The following is an 18,696-nucleotide window of genomic DNA, read 5'->3' on the forward strand; positions in this document are numbered from 1 at the left end:
TTTTTAAATACTTTTATAAATATAATCCTCTAATGTCAAAGCGATTGCCTGTCACTGTTATCACAGGTTTTCTAGGCGCCGGTAAGACAACCTTATTGCGCCACCTGTTGACTACGAGCCAACAAAGATTGGCTGTTATGGTTAATGAATTTGGGTCTGTTGGCCTTGATGGGGACTTAATTAGAAGTTGCAACTTCTGTTCAGATGAAGAACTTGATGGACGTCTTGTTGAACTCAATAATGGCTGCTTATGTTGCACAGTTCAAGATGATTTTCTCCCTACTATGGAAAAGTTATTATCACTTTCTAGAGAATTAGATGGAATCCTTGTTGAGACAAGTGGACTAGCTTTGCCACTCCCTTTGGTACAGGCCCTTGATTGGCCTGAAATAAGAGCCAAAGTCTATTTAAATGGTGTAGTTACCATTGTTGATGGAGAAGCTCTTGCCGCAGGTAGTCCAGTTGGTGATACTCTAGCCCTGGAGAAGCAACGTCAAAATGATCCTAGCCTAGATCATTTGACACCAGTTAATGAACTTTTTGATGATCAAATAAGTTCAGCTGACTTTATCTTAATTAGTAGGTTTGATCTTTTAGAACCTATACAATACTCAAACATTAAACTAGAACTTTCTAAGAAGTCATTAAATGGAACTCCTGTTATTGGCATTAATAACGGCAAAATTGATCCATCTTTAATCTTAGGAATAAAATCCGATCAACTTTGTGATGTGAAAAAAGAACCGCTAGAGGATCATTCTCACGCATCACATAGCCATGTGCAGGTATTTAGCAGTTTGATTAGGGTCGAGTTACTTATTAGTCAAAAGCAACTTCAAGAGCTTTTGACTAGCTTGGCTATTAAGTATCAGATTTTGAGATTGAAGGGACGTTGCTGGCTTCCCCAAAAGAGCATTCCACTCCAGCTGCAAATGGTTGGGGCAAGATTTAGTAGTTGGTTTGAGTCTGTGCCTGAGAATACATGGAAGCCAAAAGTAGGGGGAGTTGAACTTGTCGTTTTGAGTTTTGATGAATTTGCAGAGCAGGCAATAAAGGAAGCACTTAAGGATTTTGGGCCCGCTTCTTGAACTTAAGGCAAACTTTATATTATTTATATTACTATTTGGTTGTTTTATTCTGAAAAGTCGCGATTCTATTAATGGTAATTGTGAATAATCACAAATTACCGAATAAAGTTCTCTTAACCCCTTTTTGGGTCGGATTTCAGTGATTCTCACAGAAAGTAAAATCCAAACTAGACTTCAGGTGCAAAAGTCAGACACTACAATCAAAAGTGCTACATGTTCTCAATGTGGAGGTAATGGCTACATGAAAACTAATCCGAACTGTTATCAGACTTGTCTTCATTGTCTAGGTAGAGGAGTAATTCATATTGATTAGATGAACTGATTTTCTTACTTTACTCAACATCATACTCTGAGTATTAATTTAAGCCGTTTTAAGTGAATACAATCTTTTTCTTCAACATCCAAAAACAACCAAACAAATACAGTGCCAAACTTCCAAGCAAGTGTTTTAGTTAGCCTTCGACCTTCAGTCTTAGACCCAGCGGGAGAGGCAATCAGATCTGCAGCTAATAGGCTTGGTGTTGAAGGAGTGAGTAAATTGAGGATAGGCAAGGCTGTTTCATTGGAGCTCGAAGCACCCAATGAAACAGAAGCACGTCGCAGAGTAGAACTATTAGCCGACAGGTTATTGGCTAATCCAGTGATTGAGGACTGGAGTTTAGAACTTAAAACTACAAATTAGTCTTATGACTATTGGTGTTGTTGTTTTCCCTGGATCTAATTGTGACAGAGATGTGAAATGGGCTACAGAAGGTTGCCTTGGCTTTCCAACTAGATTCCTTTGGCATGAAACAAGAGATTTGAGTGGTTGTGAAGCTGTAGTACTGCCTGGAGGTTTTAGTTATGGTGATTATCTTCGGTGTGGAGCAATTGCTAGGTTTGCTCCTGTACTTGAAGCCTTAGTAGATTTTGTTGAAAAAGGTGGCAAAGTACTTGGAATTTGTAATGGCTTTCAAGTACTTACAGAATTAGGTCTTCTTCCAGGTGCTCTTACTAGAAATAAAGATCTTCATTTTATTTGTGAGAATACAGAACTAATAGTTAACAGTAATCAAACAAGTTGGTTGAATGGTTTTCAGCCTGGTGATCAACTTCTCTTGCCGATTGCCCATGGTGAAGGTTGTTTTCAATGTAGTGAATCTACTCTTCACAAGTTGGAAGATGAAAACGCTATTGCATTGAGATATTTAAATAATCCAAATGGTTCTATAAATGATATTGCAGGCATTACAAATTCTAAAGGAAATGTACTTGGCTTAATGCCGCATCCTGAAAGAGCTTGTGACCCTTCAATTGGTGGAACTGATGGAAGGAAGATCTTGGAAGCTTTGATTGCTAAATAGTTAACCAACAAAGTATTTAGCTTTTCGGTTAACTATTTAGCAATCAAAGCTTAGTAGCTTTTTACTTAGACCTCACCTTTTAAATAGAGATCTGCAAAGTAATTGGTGCTTTTTTGTTTGATTTTACTTGCTTGACCAGCACACCAGAATTGTTGATATCTATCTAGGCATACCTGCTTCATATACTTTCTTGCTGGTTTATTGAAGTGCCTAGGGTCGAAGTTCGTTGGATCGGCAGAAGCTGCTTCACGAACTGCAGCTGTGAATGCGAGTCGATTATCTGTATCAATATTTACTTTGCGGACTCCATTTCGAATACCTTCTTGGATTTCTTCAACTGGCACACCATATGTCTCAGGAATGGCCCCTCCATATTTATTAATCATATCTAGCCATTCTTGAGGAACTGAGCTGGATCCATGCATAACAAGATGAGTATTTGGAATAGCCTTATGGATCTCAGCAATCCTGCTTATTGCTAATACTTCGCCTGTTGGCTTCCTTGTGAATTTATATGCTCCATGGCTTGTTCCAATAGCAATTGCTAAGGCATCTACTTTTGTTTTCGCTACAAAGTCTGATGCTTCAGCGGGATCGGTTAGAAGCATATCCTTTGAGAGTTCTCCTTCGAACCCATGACCATCTTCTGCCTCTCCTTTGCCTGTTTCTAATGAACCAAGGCAGCCAAGTTCTCCTTCAACACTGACACCAACGGAGTGAGCAAAGTCAACTACTGTTTTGGTTACATTAACGTTGTATTCATAGCTTGCAGGGGTTTTGGCATCAGCTTCTAGCGATCCATCCATCATCACTGATGTGAATCCATTAATAGCAGCTGAGTAGCAAGTAGAAGGATCGTTTCCATGGTCCTGGTGCATTACTACCGGGATGTTTGGGTATGTTTCTGTAGCGGCAATTATTAAGTGTCTGAGGAAAATTTCACCTGCATAGCTACGTGCACCTCTTGAAGCCTGAAGGATTACTGGGCTATCAGTTTCTGCCGCTGCCTCCATTATTGCCTGAACCTGTTCAAGGTTATTTACGTTGAAAGCAGGGATTCCATAACCGTTTTCAGCAGCATGGTCAAGCAGAAGCCTTAGCGGAACGAGGGCCATCGATGTCTCCGAGGTGCAATAGGACCCAGTTCTATTTAAAAGTCCCGGGCCGAGGGGACAGGACTTTATAAGATTGAGGTAGGAGATGTCACCTTTTACTTACTAATTAAGTGCATTTGTGGGCCAAACCCTACTAATAGGTACTTTCGAACCCATAGAGCTTGCGTTATTCCTTTGTAATTTAAGGCCTATTGAAGAATATCTGTAAAAGTTAGGCCAGGCACAATTAATTCTGCTCCACGCCTATCAGCTCAACTGGTTCTCAAAGAAATCCTATTATTGAAAACAGGATCCAGCTTTTCATCTCTATCGCTAAATAAGCTAGAAATATACTTTTTCTAATTTTGATTAAGCTATCAATCAATTAAGTTAATTAAATTTTTACATATTACACATGATTTGATAATTAGTAATTCTTTTTCCTTTCATCTCTATGGAAGAGACTATTTAGCTTTATTTGTTAATTAAATAATTAAACTTTCCTTAGAGCTTGCTGACTCTTTAAAGGCATCACAGACTTTTTGGCTGGCAAAACCCTCTGCCAAGCCAGGTATCATGGGACTACCATCTTTAATACTTTCAGCCCACCAATCATGAATTCTAGATACAGGTGCAACACGACCATCAGACCATGTTTTGTTGAACATTAGATCCTTGTCAGGCTGAATACATTTAGGGGAATCCCCTGCTTTTGTATACCAAAGGCTAAAACCATGGACATAATCTTTTTGGTTATCACTGCCTAGAATGAGTGTGCCTTTTGATCCATAAAACTCTATCCAGCATCCCCGTCCTTGTCTTGCTACAGCGGAAAGTGTTATCTGTGCTGGGATATTTAAATTATTATTTTCCCCTTTAATTTTTATATGTGCGAGGGCTATATCCTCACTTGTTACATTCCTATTTTGACCAGAGTTCAAATCTATACGTTCTTTAATTGAGGTAGAGGATAGAGCACTGATTTCTTCAATTGGGCCAAATAACCAATGGATCATGTCAAATGCATGAGTTCCTAGAGCTCCAAGAACTCCACCTCCTTTGTTACTTTCTGAATACCAGTTCCAAGGTCTATTGTGGTTGGCCCTACTACTCATTAACCAATCAAATTTCACTAGCCAAGGCTGACCTATTAATCCTTTGGTTATTAATCTTTTAGCTTGCATGAACAATGGGACAGCCCTGTATTCAAAATCAATAGCTACACTTAAGCGATATTTTAATGATAATCGTTGAAGATCTGCTACTTGTGTTGCGTTTATTGCAACTGGCTTTTCTAATAATAAATGTTTTCCAGCCTTAAGTGCATCACAGGCTAGATTATATCTTGGTTCTGGTGGAGTTGCCAGAATAATTCCTTTAACATTAGAATCATTTAATAGAGACTCCCAGTCTTTAGTGTAATTTAAAGAGTGCTTATCAGTTGTTTCTTTTAGTTTGTCTGAGTTAGGGTGCCATAAAGAAATTAATTCAAACTTAGGATTAGCTTTTATGGCAGGCAGATGAACAGATTCTCCAAAACCAAGCCCGACTATTGAAACACCAATCTTTTGATTATTATTGATTTGTGTATAGGCCATTTTAAGAATTCTAGTTGTAAGGGATAGGTTTTTTATCGATTTAAGGTTTTTATGGAAGTTTTTTGTTCATTTGAAAGTTTATTTCCTAATAAGATTATTGATAATTCTACTGGAGCACCTCTTTGATAAAAAAGTTATTTAGAAAATTCACTTTATTTAATTAATTTTGTTGTTTGCATGTAGACGAAGAAGAGTGCCTAGAGTATTTCGGAGTTGTGTTCTTGGAACAATAGTGTCAACGAATCCATGTTCACGAAGATATTCAGCTGTTTGGAAATTTTCAGGTAGTTTTTCACGAAGGGTTTGTTCAATTACACGTCTTCCTGCAAAGCCAATAAGTGCTTTGGGTTCAGCAAGAATTATGTCTCCTAGCATTGCGAAGCTTGCAGTAACTCCTCCCGTTGTTGGGTGAGTAAGAAGAGGCATATAAAGCAGCTCAGCTTTGCGATGTCTTTCGAGGGCGCCAGATATTTTTGCCATTTGCATCAAGCTGAGCATGCCTTCTTGCATGCGTGCTCCACCAGAAGCGCAAACAATGAGTAAAGGTATTTCTTTAGTTGTTGCTCGTTCTATTAGACGAGTAATTTTTTCCCCAACAACTGACCCCATTGACCCACCCATAAATCTGAAATCCATAACGGCTAGTGCCATTGGAATGGTTTCTACTTTGCAAATCCCCGTTACTACCCCATCCTTCAATCCTGTATTTGCTTGGCTTTCTCTCAAACGGTCGGCATATGCCCTCCTATCTTTAAATCCAAGTGGATCTATAGGGCTTAAATCCGCGTCTAAAGCGTTAAAACTTCCAGGATCAGCAATTAGATTTATACGCTCTTCACTGTCTATTCGGTTGTGATGACCACAATTACTACAGACATTTGCATTTGCAACTAAATCTTTTCGATATACCACCTGACCACATTCTGGACACTTTCCCCAAAGACCGTCACTTTCTTCAGTTTCTTGGGTTACTTTTTCTACAAACTGACCTTTTCTTCGATCAGCAAACCAGTCGAAAAGAGACACGGTGTTAAAAGTTGGTTAATACTATTAAAGCCCCCAAAGGCTCAACCATCTTTCTTCCCACAAACTTGGTTCAAATAACCATACTCCCCATATGCCTGCTGCGATGAATGGGCCAAAGGGGAATTGCTCCATCCGCTTTAATTTTCCGCATATTATTCCAAAAAAGCTAAAAATACCTGCAGAAACAAAAGCAATTCCAGTTGCAAGGGATATTCCAGAGAGACCAAGCCATGCACCTCCCATGGCGACCAACTTTGAATCCCCAAGGCCTAATACTTCCTGTCTGAAAATTTTTGAGGTGTACTTGCTTAGACTTGCCATTATTTTTTGAGATATGAATGCAGCAAGGATGTGATTTATAATTAAAGGGAATCCTTCTTGAAACCCTAGATATACCGCTGTTAAAGCGGTAGAGAATAGACCAATTTTTAGTCCCCCATTAGAAATGGAATTTGGAATACACATCCTAGATATATCTATTAATGATATTCTTATTAGAAGAAATGCCAAGATGATTCCCATAGCGAGAATTATTACCTGTGGGACATCTTCATTCTTTTCAGGGGAGAATGAATAGGCCGTATAAGTAAGCAATATAGATAAACTAATAAATTTATTTTTAGGAAGATTAATTAAGAGCGCAGGAAATATCACCATTTAATTTTATAAATAGAAATTGTTAGTAGTTAATAGTTTTATTGTGCTTTTTTCTTTCTTAAGCTTTTGCTATAGAGTTTATTCACCTTTCCTTTAACTAAGTATTTCAATTCAACGAAATATTCATTTAGCAAAAGTGTGGGTTTTCTATAAACAATCTTTCCTTTGTGATTCTTTAGATTTAAAACAACTCCAATAGGCATTTCGATGTTTGATGAATTAGAAATATGTTGAAAATAAATTCGCTTTGCTTTGAGTATAAGTTCTTGACTATTTATAGAATCCCATGGCATTTCATGTTCTGAATTTATTTCAGCATCTTTGATTTTAAATGATGGCTTAGTAATAGAGATGGAACCAACCATGATTCAGTTGATTCCATCTTAAGTGTTTGACTAATAATAAGCAAAAATTAGGTTAGATTTTTCTTCTCTTCAATCATGCGGTGGATGATTGGCGTAAGTATTAGCTCCATTGCAAAGCCCATTTTTCCACCATTTATCACGATACTTGTAGGACTGGACATAAAAGAGTCGTGAATCATGCCTAAAAGGTACTGAAAATCAATACCCCATTTTTCCCTAGCCCCTTTTCTAAAGTGGATAATTACAAAACTTTCATCTGGAGTTGGAATGTTTCTGCAAATGAATGGGTTAGAGGTATCTATAGTAGGAATTCTTTGAAAATTGATATCTGTACGACTAAATTGTGGGCAAATATGGTTGATGTAATCAGGCATACGTCTAAGGATTGTATCCACAATTGTCTCTGCTGAGTATCCACGCTCTGCATTGTCTCGGTGGATTTTTTGTATCCATTCCAGATTTGTTATTGGGACTACTCCGACTAGCAAATCTGCTACACCAGCCACATCGTAATCATCGCCAACCACACCACCATGTAGCCCTTCGTAAAAAAGTAAGTCAGTTTTGTCTGGTATGTCTTCCCAAGGAGTGAATTGACCTGGAGAAAGATTTGTTCCTAGCCTTGCGTTGTGCTCTTCAGCTTCTTCTGGGCTGTGTAAATAGTAACGCTTTTTCCCACTTCCAGATTGACCATAGCTTCTAAAAAGCTCTTCTAATTTGTCGAAGAGATTGGCTTCAGGCCCAAAATGTGAGAAATTTTCTCCTTTGGCAAGCGCATCAGCCATGGCTTGCTTCATAGGTCCGCGTTCAAAGCGGTGATAGCTGTCGCCTTCTACAACAGCTGGAATGATGTTTTCTCGTGCAAAGATATGCTCGAATGCTCTTTTGACTGTGCTGGTTCCTGCTCCGGAGGAACCCGTAACGGCTACAACCGGGTAACGCTTCGACATCGATGCTCAAATAACAATCAAAAGGATTTTCGCAGGTCGACTGTCAATCTGTGTATTTGTGAAGAGAGCGCTATTAATTTTTGAAAGAAGAGGGTTTAAATGCATTTGAGTAATTCGTTTCCCATTTCAATACATCCAACTTCAGTGAAAGAACTACTCATAAGGTCGGCTGTTCTTAACCCTGCATCAAGAACGTCGTTAACAGCGTTCTCTAGATCATCTGCTGCTTTTTCTTCTTTAAGACCAATTCTGAGCATCATTGCGGCTGAAAGCACCATTGCAATTGGATTAGCTTTATCAAGTCCTGCTATATCTGGTGCGGAGCCATGAACTGGTTCATATAGTCCGGGTCCCTTTTTGCCTATTGAGGCTGATGGCAGCATTCCAATTGAACCTGTAATCATTGCAGCTTCATCACTTAAGATATCTCCGAATAAATTTCCAGTGAGAATTACATCAAACTGCCTAGGATCCTTAATTAGTTGCATTGCTGCATTATCCACATATAAATGATTAATTTCCAGCTGCCTATTTTTATCGGCAAGGATATCAATTCGTTCTCTCCAGAGTTGACTTACCTCTAAAACATTAGCCTTGTCTACTGAACAGACTTTTCCTGTCCTGGCTTTGGCTAAATCAAATGCTACTTCTGCAATTCGATCAATTTCATAGGCAGAATATGACATGGTATTGAATGCTCTTTCGTCTTTTTCGGTTTTGATCCGACCCTTAGGTTTACCGAAATAAATTCCACCAGTTAGCTCTCTTACGACGATAAGATCAACTCCAGTAACAACTTCTTTTCTTAGCGAGCTTGCTTCAATTAACGAGGACCATATTTTGATAGGTCTTACATTTGCAAATAGATCTAACCCTGAACGAAGAGCTAGAAGTCCTGTCTCGGGTCTTTTCTCTCTTGGGTAATCGTCATATTTAGGACTACCTATTGCAGCAAGTAGAACAGCCTGACTTTTTTTACATGCGCTAAGTGTGGATTCAGGAAGTGGTGTTCCAGTTAGCTCAATTGCAGAGCCACCAATTGGTTGTTCATTAAATTCCAATTCGAATTGATGTTTTTGACTAACTTTTGTCAAAAGGCTTTTAGCGACAGCTGTTATCTCAGGTCCAATGCCATCACCTGGTAAAAGAACTATTTGGTGTTTTTTCATTAGAAACTTGTAGTTAACTTTTACTGATTAGAGATTATTGATTCTCATCCTGACTTATCGCTCGAATGGTTTTGGCTAACTCAGGAAGTTTCTTAAAGTTGGCGGCGCAGCGAAGCCAAAGCTTATTTGGCATAGCGGGAAAGCCGCTAATTACTTCTCTCGGATTGATATCTGTATGGATACCGCATTTGGAGCTTGCTATCACTTGATCACCTACATGGACACGGTTCCCTACCCCTACTTGTCCTGCAAGTATTACACCATCTCCAAGTTGAGCACCACCAGCGATTCCAACTTGTGCAGCCATGGCACAAGCTTTTCCAGTACTAACTCCGTGTCCTATTTGGACAAGGTTGTCGATCTTTGTTCCTTCACCTATGCGTGTCTCACCTACAGCAGGTCTGTCAATAGTTGATCCACTTCCAATCTCCACATCGTTTTCAATAATTACGGTTCCAGTTTGTGGCATTTTGTACCATCCTTTTTCTGTTGGAACAAAGCCAAAACCATCAGCTCCAATAACAGCATTTGAATTTATAATTACTCTTTTTCCTATATTTGTTTTTGATTGGATTACGCAATTAGCATGTAACTCTGAATTATCTCCAATTATTACCTTCTCGTAAATAACTACACCCGGGTGAATAATGCAACCGTTCCCTATTTCACTATTCTCTCCTATATATGTATTGGGACCTATTGATATCTTATTACCGAGTTTGACATTTTCCTCTATTACTGCAGTCGGGTGAATTTGTTCAAATGGTCGTTTTTTTGGGCTCAGAAATCCAAGAGATTCGGCAAAAGCAAGCCTAGGATTTTTTAATACAGCCCAAGCAAGACCATTTTGTTTAACCTTATTGATCAGAACTTCTTCTGCAGGGATAAGAATTGCTCCAGCATTACAATTTTTGAGCTCTGTTTGTAGAGCATTGCCTTTTTCTAAAAAGGTTAGTTGATGAGATTTGGCCTGTTCTACAGATGCTCCATTTAGTAATTCCGGATCGTTTGCAAGATTGTGATTCTGCAAACCTGAATTTCCTTTTTTGAGTTCATTAATTAATTGACTGAAACGCATGGCAAAAAAGTTCTTGGCGGAATCGTAGACGTACTTTCTTAGCTCAGGAGCTCGTCTGTTAGTACTAGTACATCTCTATGGACTACTAAGGGAGAGTTCATACCAGTTTTAGGACTTCTCAGAGCGTTTTGGAGGGTTTCGCTACTTAGTGAACTAATACCTCTAGCAATTTCTTTTGATTCTGTATCAATAATCTTCACTGCTTGATTTGCTGCAAAGTGGCCTTCTATTTGCTTAACACCAACTAGTAAAAGAGAGGCTCCTTTATTCTGAATTGCATCACAAGCTCCTTTGTCCAAATGTATTGACCCTACTGGCTTTAATGCATGAGCCAGCCAACTCTTTCGTGTACCCATCGGTTTTGGATGAGGGTGAAAAACCGTGCCCCCTCTAGCGCCTTTTAGTATTTCTTTCAGTATTTTTGGGTTTCGCCCATCCGCTAAGTGAACAGTAATACCGCTTGAAGTGGCAATACGAGCTGCTGCAAGTTTTGTTTTTATTCCACCAGTACCCCAATTGCCTGCATTACTTTGTATTCCTTCTAGTGACTTCAATTCTTTCGGATGAAGAACATCAGAGATTGGTTGGGCATCTATATTTGTTCTTGGATCTGCAGAGTACAAGCGATCTACATCAGTCAAAAGAATTAGTTGATCAGCGGTGACTGCCGTAGCTACTAGAGCAGAAAGAGTATCGTTGTCACCACATTTAAGTTCCTCGGTAGATACAGCGTCATTTTCATTGACTATTGGGACTATTCCCCATTCAAGGAGTTTTCTCAATGTCATAGAAACGTTCCTAAAGCTTTCCCTTGATTCAAAGTCCGCTCTAGTAACTAGAATTTGTGCAACTTTGTAGTCGAAAAATTTTAAGCAACTCTCGTAATGAGCCATTAGTTGCACTTGACCAACTGCAGCTGAGGCTTGCAAGTTTGCTAGTTCATTAGGACGTTCTTTTTTTCCTAGACGATGACATCCAAGACCTACAGCTCCACTACTAACAACGATTAAGCTGTCTCCTTTGTTTTTACTTAAAGCTATAGAAGATCCAATTTGATCTATTACTTCTGCAGTTGATTTTTCTTTTGTACCTCTTAAGACACTGGTCCCTATTTTTATTACCCAGAGAGTCATTATTTATTGGCCCTAAATAATTTTGCTATTGATTTTTCAAGACGTTGAATACTGTTGTATTTACAAGGGACTCCATTTGGCCCTAAAGGCTTAACTAAGACTGTATATAAACCTAGCCTCTTTCCAGCTAATACATCTGTGAAAAGTCTGTCTCCGATAATTGCTATTTTTCCCGGCTCTTGCTGTAACTTGATAAGGACCTTTTTTAAGGCACCTTTAGCAGGTTTGGCGGCTCTATATGTGAAATTTATTTCTAATTTATTAGAAATAAATTCTATTCTCTTTTTAGAGGGATTGTTACTTAACAAATGTACCGAGAAATTCTTCTTTGCTTCTTTTATCCAAAGTGAGACTGAATTGTGAATATTAATCTCTTCTCTCGGCAATAAAGTTCCATCTACATCAAGTATAAGGGCCTTAATTCCAATATCTATAAGATGTTTGATCGGAAGTCTTGTGAGGCTAAGCCCAGGTTCCCAGTCAGGCTTTAGCCAGTTTCTCTTCATTAGTCAGTTATCTCCTTTTCTTCAAGTTCTCTTTCAATGAGTGGTTGTACCTTGTCGAATTCTTCACCTTCGACGAGGGTGGCCTCCCCATTTTTTATTTTTCCTACAATAAAAAATGGGTCAAGAGGGATATAAAGGCCATATTCATTATCTTCAGCCCGAAAGCTAACAAGTAGTTCATAGGTCTCAGAATCATCATCTATCTCATCTTCCTCAAGCTCTTCGGGGTCAGGTTCCTCAAGCTCGCCTGTAACAGTAAGGGTTACTGCAGAGCGAATAAGGGTCAGATCGTGTTCTTGGAGAACTACATCAGCAACGGCAAGAATTGGCTCACTACTTGAAATTGTCTCAATTAACTCTGGATCACCTTCTTCTACTAATCGGAATAATGAGACTGGAGTATCAACAGGAGTAAGAAGAGCATATTCATCGTCTTGAATAGCTACTAACTGCTCTAGAAAACAGAGCAAAGCGCTTCCTTTGCTGTCCCTAACAAGGATTGTTGGCACATCGCTATTGTTGTTAGAACCTGATGCTGACATTTAGTTGTAGCTCTTGTTGCTAAGGATCATGTATTTAACTCCATTTGTATATTCTTTATGCCGGCATGCGCACTGGTTTGACTTCTGGTCCTTCTCTTAACCATTGTTCAAGCAATAGTGCTGCGGCCGCACTATCTAATTTGCCTGACCGATCTTTTTTTAGGTTGAATTTTTCACTTGCTGCCCAACTACTACTGTGTTCATTTATCAAAGCCATTGGTAAATCTAGAGTTTTAGCAATTCTATTGGCTAATTTTTCGCAATATTTTGATTGTTCAGTAGTGTTGCCTTTTTCATCAAGAGGTATACCTACTATTAACCCTTTTACATTTCTCTTGTCGCAATAGAACTTTAAAATCTTGATATCTTCTACATACGTTTTTCGGTGTATCGCTGGGAGGCTGGTTATAGATATTCCTAGTGGGTCACAACCTGCAAGCCCAATCCTTTTTTGTCCCACATCGAGACTAAGAATTGATTTGGGTTGGGGTCTTCTCATTTCTTTACTTAGGATCCAATGTGGGAGAAGGTAGAGGAGGTCTTTGAGGATTTAGTCCTTCTAGCATTGATTCGATTTTTCTAGCTCCATCAATTAATCTACGGTTTTCTTTCCTTCGCCATAGACTTTTTCCTAAAAGTATTGTCTCGTAATTAAACTCCCAACCAATTTGATTAAGTAAATTAGTCAACTCAACATCATCTTTTGGAGTTTCGATGTCAATATTAATATCTGTTTCTTCAGATAATTCTTTTAAGGTTGATTCTAGGCCTCTTGATATTCTTTCATCCCAAGCTAAATCTCGGATAAGTTCAATAGTTAGCTTATTTTCTGTCCAATGGCGGCATATTAAACCAGCTATTGCACAATTATTTTCTGATGTTTTTGAAATTAGTACTCTATTATGGGTTTGTATAGGATCTACTAGATCTGCTAAATTTCTATCAAGAATTTGTCGCAGATGACTTGACTCACTTGCTTGCTCAAGCCGAAATAAAAGGCCGACATTTTCTGTATTTAATTCTTGCCATTCTAGATCGATATGTTTTATTCTGGGTTTGATGGAACTTTTATTGTATAGAATATTAGATGGAGGTTTCCAGCAATTATACAATTTAAGGGGTTGAAAGCCAAGTTCTCTTGCTATCGCTAGTTGATTATTATCACTAGCAGGACATCTTATTAACCAACTTTGAGCTTTGTTTTTTACAAGATGCATAGAATTTTTTAAGAGGTTTTGCTTTATAAAGCTCATCGTTAATTCTTTTGGATGTGAAAGAAGTTCTGGGAAATGCACTGACCAACAAGTTGCTCTACGATTGCATGGCATAACAACTACTAGTGCGATTGGATTTTCATTTTCAAGTGCTAGTAAACAAAATGGCCTTCGAGCAGGCAACCAGCTCGGAAGAATACTTTCAACCTGCGCAATCCAATTGCGTATCACCATCAATTGAAGCCAGGCCAGTCGCTTTCTTGAAGTTATTGAAGCGAGTTTGGAAAGATGTCTCGCTTTAATTAGTTCAACGCAAAGGGGGCTTCTGGATGCCTCTATCACGCCCAAATCAGACTCTCTTATTCAATCTATCTACTTCACAAAGATAATGCCTTTATTTTTATTGGTAAGGTCTTATTAGTACAAGTGGTGTTTGCTCATTGGCATTGCCAGCGGGATTGCTAATTAAGGCTTGTTTCACAAAAACTTTTTTACAATTGCGATTTGCTGCAAGTATTTTTACTCGGCCCAAATCATTGACATCTACAATTGCCACATCAATACCAAGTTTTGATGATAGTTTTTCACAAAGCTGTTTTGGTGATTTTGGTCCTAAAACAATTGTTTGATCATATGGTGGAGTTGTCCCTGTGATGTCATCAATGAGCCTTGCTTGTTCTCCAGAAAGTACATAAAAAAGTCCTTTAAATCCTAAAGCCTTTGAAATTAAACCAATTATGAATGAAATTAGAACTCTTGATGGACCCACAATATCTATTAGTGTTTGGAGTCCACATGCTGTTGCAAGGCTACTTGTAGGGTGAAAACCCCTACATAAAAGTCTTGAAAGAGATCCAGGGTTTACAGTTGAAGGATGATGATATCGACTTTGCATAATTGCTACTGGTGTTTCTCCTATCGCTAAAATATCTCCAGGCTGAGCTATCTTGGATACATAAGTTATTATTACATCTTCAATTATATCCAGAGAACCAAGCAGATGAGTTTTAAGTGGAAGCAATTGGAAGTTCTTAAATTGTTTAAAATAAGCCGTTTCAGAAATCAATGGATCAGGCCTCTTTAGAGGTATTACGAAACCATTACGTCTGTTTAATCTCCCAAAAGGACCATAATTTACCCATTTAATATCTAACCAGATATTGTTTGCGGAATCTATTACTTCTATAGGATCATTTCCTTCTAAGCTTATTGTTATATATGCTTGAGTATTGCTTTTGCTTTTTATGATGTATGCTTCCCAGTATCCATCTTTTCTTGCTTCTTGATCACGATGCAAGGGGCTAATAGATGTCTTAACACGTATATTTTTTACACCCTCCTTACCTAGTATTAAAGGTATAGCTTGTATTTCAGGAACCATAATCTCCATTCTTCTGTGTGGGTTTATTATTTCGATAATTCCTATTACTGTTATTCCTTTCAATGTTTTTTTAACATTCCAATTAAAAGTTTTTATATTAAGAGGTGAAAAGGGCCTTAGCCGATGGCTTAGTTCAAGCCATCCACAAAAGAGCCCAGAAATTATGAGAAGGAGGAGTATTCCGGACATAGAGAACCCGGTTTGTTTATTTAAAGTTCTATGTAAAGATTAATTGGTTTACCCCAAAGATTCAATTTAAAACAGATAAATCAATTAATCTTATTTTTTTTGTCTTCTGATTAATTAGCGGGGGGCTGTGTAGCCTTCCTTCTCTGGCTCACTGTTGTATTCATTAAAGCTTTTGATCTGAATTTTAAAAGATGGTTCAGGAAGACCAGTAGCTTTACTTATGGCTTTATTTAACTTCTCAATAGGCACCTGTCCTTCTTCCTCAAGGAATATTTTTCCTTGCCCGTCAAGCACTACGACTTCTGGAATTGTACCTTTCCAATAAAACCCTTCTTGAGTTGGATTTAGGTTTCCTTTTCCTTGAAGCTCGTCAATGGTTATTGGTATTAAATCTATCGATGGACCCCATAATAATTTTAAACCAGAAACTACAGGAGCAAATGCTTTACTAGTTGCACTGTCATCCAAGTAGAAGATAATTACACTTGTTCTATTTTTCTCGAGTGACGTAGACAGGCTGCTTGGAGGAGGGACAAGGGAACCATTACCTGCATAGATCGGAAATATATTGCCGTCGTAGCTATTTGTGTCCCTTGCTGCAGCAACACTATTGACGGAGATTATTAAAGTCAAAATTATGCTCAAAAATGCAGTGGCCAGGTGAGCCATTTAGGAGTTAATGCAATTAGTACCTATTTTGTACTGCGATTGAAATAAAAACACCCTATTAACTTCTTCCAAGACTTCTTCCCATACCCTGAGCGATGCCTCTGCCTACAAGACCGATTGCTCTACCTATGACCTGAGTAAGAATAACAACCATCAAGTCGCCAAATTTTCTTATTATTGTTTGTATTTGGGGTGCGATCGCATCCCTTGCTTCAACTAACAGCGCTACTTGCTGTTGCAACCAATTAAGTGCCTTAAGTTCTTCGTCTCTCGGCTCTGTCATTAGAACGGGTTCTATTCTTCCTTGCTTGATTCTGTAAAAGAGTCTTTTGCTTTCGTAGAGTTGAATTGGTCTTCTAACAAGATTTTGCCATCTGTTTTTACTATTTAGATGATTGCGTAATCGTTCTAGTTCTCGAGTTGAAACTAAGTGGGGCTTGAGCAAATATCTCCTGAGTTCTGGCCATTCTCCACAGACGGAAATTATTTCTTCCACTATAAGTTCAGCAGTTCGAATTAACCAATTACTAATAAACATCTCGAGTTGCATTAGGGCCCGGGGATCATCTGATGGTAAAAGCTGTCCATCTACTACTAATGGTTTATTCATTAACAAGGGATCTAGCATTAAGTTAGGTAGAGGTAACTCATCATCCGTATCAGATAGATTAGTCATTTTTATCAATTGTTCGCTGACCGTGGCAAGCTTACCTTTAAAAGGTAAGCGGATATAGCTCCCTGCCATTCTTCTAAGAGCTTCCTGCCGAATTTCTGGTTGTATTACATCCCAGTTCTCTTTGATTAGATCTTTACTTTGATTTTGATTTGCTTTGCGTAGTCGTTTCAATACTTGATCTATTTGATCAAGTATTGAAATAAATAGCCCCTCTTGTCTTGACTGGCTTAAACCTTCTATTGCAAGTAGCTCACCAGTTGAATTTATTACACCTTCTTTAATTGATTTATCTAGCCTAAGTTTAATTGCTTCCCATACAGCAATTGAATCTCTTTTCTCTAAACTAATATTAGTATAAATTTCCTCTTGAAGAGGAAATCCTGTCGCTCCAATTCCTGAAATACTTTTAGTTAATGAATCATTGCTTGAGTCAAGATTGTCTAACTTTAACTCTAGAGGTCCCCAAATCCAATAGATGAGACTTTTAGCTGCTTTTAACTCTCTTTTCCTAGATAATAACAAAAGTTCCTTAAATGAATTTTCTCTTGCCTTACTTAAAATTAAATCTATTTTAATTAGCTCTTTATTTATTTGTTGAATCCCACTTAATAGTATCCATTGTCCAAGCCCCATAGTTGATTCATTTGAATAAAAACTATTACTTTCTTGCTCTTTGAGTCGTACTATTCGGCCTCCGCCTCTAATTATTTTAATGGCTTCTTTTAGAGTTTCTAGATCTGGATCTTGGAGTAAGCCTGGACAATCAAACTGAAGTAATTCATTCGTTTTTAGAGTATGTTTTGCTGGAAGTAATAAAATTACAGGTGCAGGCTTCCAGTTTTCTTGTAGTCGCCTAAGTTCAAGTTGAATAGAGCTTCTTACCTCAAGACTTTCTACTGACCAGATAACCATGCAAGGTTGACGAGTAAGATCCTCTCTTTTCAAGAAAACATCTAGATCTGGCTGAACAAGAGAAAGTTGCTTTGCTAATGACTCCCCTAACAAAGTGGGTGCCAGCAAGAGGATCTGGTTTGATACTCCCTCAACCAAATTAGTCACCACTTTTAACCTTAGTTATAAGGTAACGAGCGTTAGCGAAATACTCCAGCCCTAATTGTTATGAAAAAATCACAGAACTAGATTTCGAGGATTATTCCATTTATCGAATGAGTATTTATACAATAAAATTTTTCTTAATAATTGGATCTTCTAAATGACCTTTGTTAATTGCACTCTGAGCTTCTTGCAGGTTTACTGTTCCGTCATAAAGAGCTCTTCCGACAATTACACCACTAACACCATATGCTTCTAAGGGGAGAAGGGAAATTATATCTGCGGTAGAACCGATTCCCCCAGAAGCAATAACAGGAACACTGCTAACTGAAGCTATCTCTTTCATCGCATTCAGATTGGGACCTTGAAGGGTTCCATCTTTTGAGATGTCTGTAGTAATGATTCCCGCTATCCCTGAATTGTGGAAGTTTTTTGCTAGGTCAGTTGCAAGTATATTGCTTTGATTCAGCCACCCTCGTGTAGCTACTTTGCCCTTTTTGGCATCGATACCTATAAGAATTTTCTCAGGGTGACGTTGGGCGAGATTTTTTACTAATTCGGGTTTTTCAATTGCGACAGTGCCTAAGATTACTCGTCCGACTCCATAGGAAATTAATTCCTCTGCTCTTTTCAATGTTCTTATTCCTCCACCTATTTGAATTGGTATTTCTAATCTCTGAGTGATTTTTCTAATACTTGAGTCATTTATTGGTAATCCAGTTTTAGCGCCATCTAGATCTACCAGATGTAAGCGCGTTGCTCCCTGTTCTTGCCAACTAAGTGCTTGAGTTAAGGGGTCACTATTGAAATGTGTGACTTGTTTGTAGTCGCCTTGGTTAAGTCGAACACAATTGCCTTCCAGCAGGTCAATGGCTGGGATGATTTCCATAAGCAATTTTTTATACCCTATTAACTATTTTGAATGTCAAAGGGGTTTTTTAGACGCTTGAATAGAAGTGTTGATT

The 18,696-nt window shown here is 38.3% G+C and carries 20 protein-coding genes; 3 read left to right on the top strand and 17 right to left on the bottom strand.

Features of this window, described 5'->3' with window-relative positions; all coding sequences use genetic code 11:
* Positions 1–32 precede the first annotated feature (32 nt).
* The 3 genes from SOI82_RS01455 (at position 33) to purQ (ending at position 2,431) form a co-directional block, all read left to right on the top strand.
* Positions 33–1,088 (top strand): GTP-binding protein, encoded by a 1,056-nt coding sequence (locus SOI82_RS01455; protein WP_320667620.1) that lies wholly within the window; start codon positions 33–35, stop codon positions 1,086–1,088.
* 424 nt (positions 1,089–1,512) lie between these two features.
* Positions 1,513–1,770, top strand: coding sequence for a phosphoribosylformylglycinamidine synthase subunit PurS (purS, locus tag SOI82_RS01460; RefSeq protein WP_320667621.1), 258 nt, complete (start codon positions 1,513–1,515; stop codon positions 1,768–1,770).
* A gap of 4 nt (positions 1,771–1,774) precedes the next feature.
* On the top strand, positions 1,775–2,431 hold the full coding sequence (gene purQ, locus SOI82_RS01465) for a phosphoribosylformylglycinamidine synthase subunit PurQ (RefSeq protein ID WP_320667622.1): 657 nt from the start codon (positions 1,775–1,777) through the stop codon (positions 2,429–2,431).
* Positions 2,432–2,496: 65 nt separating this feature from the next.
* Here purQ and fba read toward each other — a convergent pair whose 3' ends face one another.
* From fba to hisA, 17 genes are all read right to left on the bottom strand, one after another.
* Positions 2,497–3,546, bottom strand: a complete 1,050-nt coding sequence (gene fba / locus SOI82_RS01470; protein ID WP_320667623.1) for a class II fructose-bisphosphate aldolase — start codon at positions 3,544–3,546, stop codon at positions 2,497–2,499.
* Positions 3,547–4,010: 464 nt separating this feature from the next.
* Entirely contained in the window at positions 4,011–5,123 is a 1,113-nt protein-coding gene (locus SOI82_RS01475; RefSeq protein WP_320667624.1) for a Gfo/Idh/MocA family oxidoreductase, read from the bottom strand.
* Between the two features lie 156 nt (positions 5,124–5,279).
* Positions 5,280–6,149, bottom strand: a complete 870-nt coding sequence (gene accD, locus SOI82_RS01480) for an acetyl-CoA carboxylase, carboxyltransferase subunit beta (RefSeq protein WP_320667625.1) — start codon at positions 6,147–6,149, stop codon at positions 5,280–5,282.
* A gap of 24 nt (positions 6,150–6,173) precedes the next feature.
* Positions 6,174–6,806: an A24 family peptidase gene (locus SOI82_RS01485; RefSeq protein ID WP_320667626.1), complete on the bottom strand. Its 633-nt coding sequence runs from the start codon at positions 6,804–6,806 to the stop codon at positions 6,174–6,176.
* Positions 6,807–6,844: 38 nt separating this feature from the next.
* The gene (locus SOI82_RS01490) at positions 6,845–7,171 is read right to left on the bottom strand and encodes a hypothetical protein (protein ID WP_320667627.1); all 327 of its coding nucleotides are present in this window, start codon (positions 7,169–7,171) and stop codon (positions 6,845–6,847) included.
* A 47-nt stretch (positions 7,172–7,218) separates the two neighbouring features.
* Positions 7,219–8,121, bottom strand: a complete 903-nt coding sequence (locus SOI82_RS01495) for a phosphoribulokinase (RefSeq protein ID WP_320667628.1) — start codon at positions 8,119–8,121, stop codon at positions 7,219–7,221.
* A 95-nt stretch (positions 8,122–8,216) separates the two neighbouring features.
* Positions 8,217–9,290 (bottom strand): 3-isopropylmalate dehydrogenase, encoded by a 1,074-nt coding sequence (gene leuB / locus SOI82_RS01500; protein WP_320667629.1) that lies wholly within the window; start codon positions 9,288–9,290, stop codon positions 8,217–8,219.
* Positions 9,291–9,324: 34 nt separating this feature from the next.
* Positions 9,325–10,368 carry a UDP-3-O-(3-hydroxymyristoyl)glucosamine N-acyltransferase gene (gene lpxD / locus SOI82_RS01505; RefSeq protein WP_320667630.1) on the bottom strand — a complete coding sequence of 348 codons (1,044 nt, stop codon included), beginning with the start codon at positions 10,366–10,368 and terminating at the stop codon, positions 9,325–9,327.
* Positions 10,369–10,406: 38 nt separating this feature from the next.
* Positions 10,407–11,501, bottom strand: a complete 1,095-nt coding sequence (proB, locus tag SOI82_RS01510; RefSeq protein WP_320667631.1) for a glutamate 5-kinase — start codon at positions 11,499–11,501, stop codon at positions 10,407–10,409.
* Positions 11,501–12,007: a YqeG family HAD IIIA-type phosphatase gene (locus SOI82_RS01515; RefSeq protein WP_320667632.1), complete on the bottom strand. Its 507-nt coding sequence runs from the start codon at positions 12,005–12,007 to the stop codon at positions 11,501–11,503. Before SOI82_RS01515 ends, proB begins: the two co-directional genes overlap by 1 nt.
* Positions 12,007–12,549 (bottom strand): DUF3727 domain-containing protein, encoded by a 543-nt coding sequence (locus SOI82_RS01520; protein ID WP_320667633.1) that lies wholly within the window; start codon positions 12,547–12,549, stop codon positions 12,007–12,009. The genes SOI82_RS01515 and SOI82_RS01520 overlap by 1 nt, the downstream gene beginning before the upstream one ends.
* A 55-nt stretch (positions 12,550–12,604) precedes the next feature.
* Complete coding sequence (gene ruvX / locus SOI82_RS01525; RefSeq protein ID WP_320667634.1) at positions 12,605–13,048, bottom strand: Holliday junction resolvase RuvX; 444 nt, start codon at positions 13,046–13,048, stop codon at positions 12,605–12,607.
* Positions 13,049–13,052: 4 nt separating this feature from the next.
* Positions 13,053–14,105 carry a hypothetical protein gene (locus SOI82_RS01530; protein WP_320667635.1) on the bottom strand — a complete coding sequence of 351 codons (1,053 nt, stop codon included), beginning with the start codon at positions 14,103–14,105 and terminating at the stop codon, positions 13,053–13,055.
* A 58-nt stretch (positions 14,106–14,163) separates the two neighbouring features.
* Positions 14,164–15,333 carry a F420-0:Gamma-glutamyl ligase gene (locus SOI82_RS01535; protein WP_320667636.1) on the bottom strand — a complete coding sequence of 390 codons (1,170 nt, stop codon included), beginning with the start codon at positions 15,331–15,333 and terminating at the stop codon, positions 14,164–14,166.
* 114 nt (positions 15,334–15,447) lie between these two features.
* Entirely contained in the window at positions 15,448–16,002 is a 555-nt protein-coding gene (locus SOI82_RS01540) for a thylakoid membrane photosystem I accumulation factor (protein WP_320667637.1), read from the bottom strand.
* Positions 16,003–16,060: 58 nt separating this feature from the next.
* Positions 16,061–17,737: a DUF3685 domain-containing protein gene (locus SOI82_RS01545; protein ID WP_320667638.1), complete on the bottom strand. Its 1,677-nt coding sequence runs from the start codon at positions 17,735–17,737 to the stop codon at positions 16,061–16,063.
* A 115-nt stretch (positions 17,738–17,852) separates the two neighbouring features.
* Entirely contained in the window at positions 17,853–18,620 is a 768-nt protein-coding gene (gene hisA / locus SOI82_RS01550; RefSeq protein WP_320667639.1) for a 1-(5-phosphoribosyl)-5-[(5-phosphoribosylamino)methylideneamino]imidazole-4-carboxamide isomerase, read from the bottom strand.
* Between the last annotated feature and the right edge of the window lie 76 nt (positions 18,621–18,696).

This window comes from Prochlorococcus sp. MIT 1307 (genome assembly GCF_034092395.1).
Classification (GTDB): domain Bacteria; phylum Cyanobacteriota; class Cyanobacteriia; order PCC-6307; family Cyanobiaceae; genus AG-363-K07.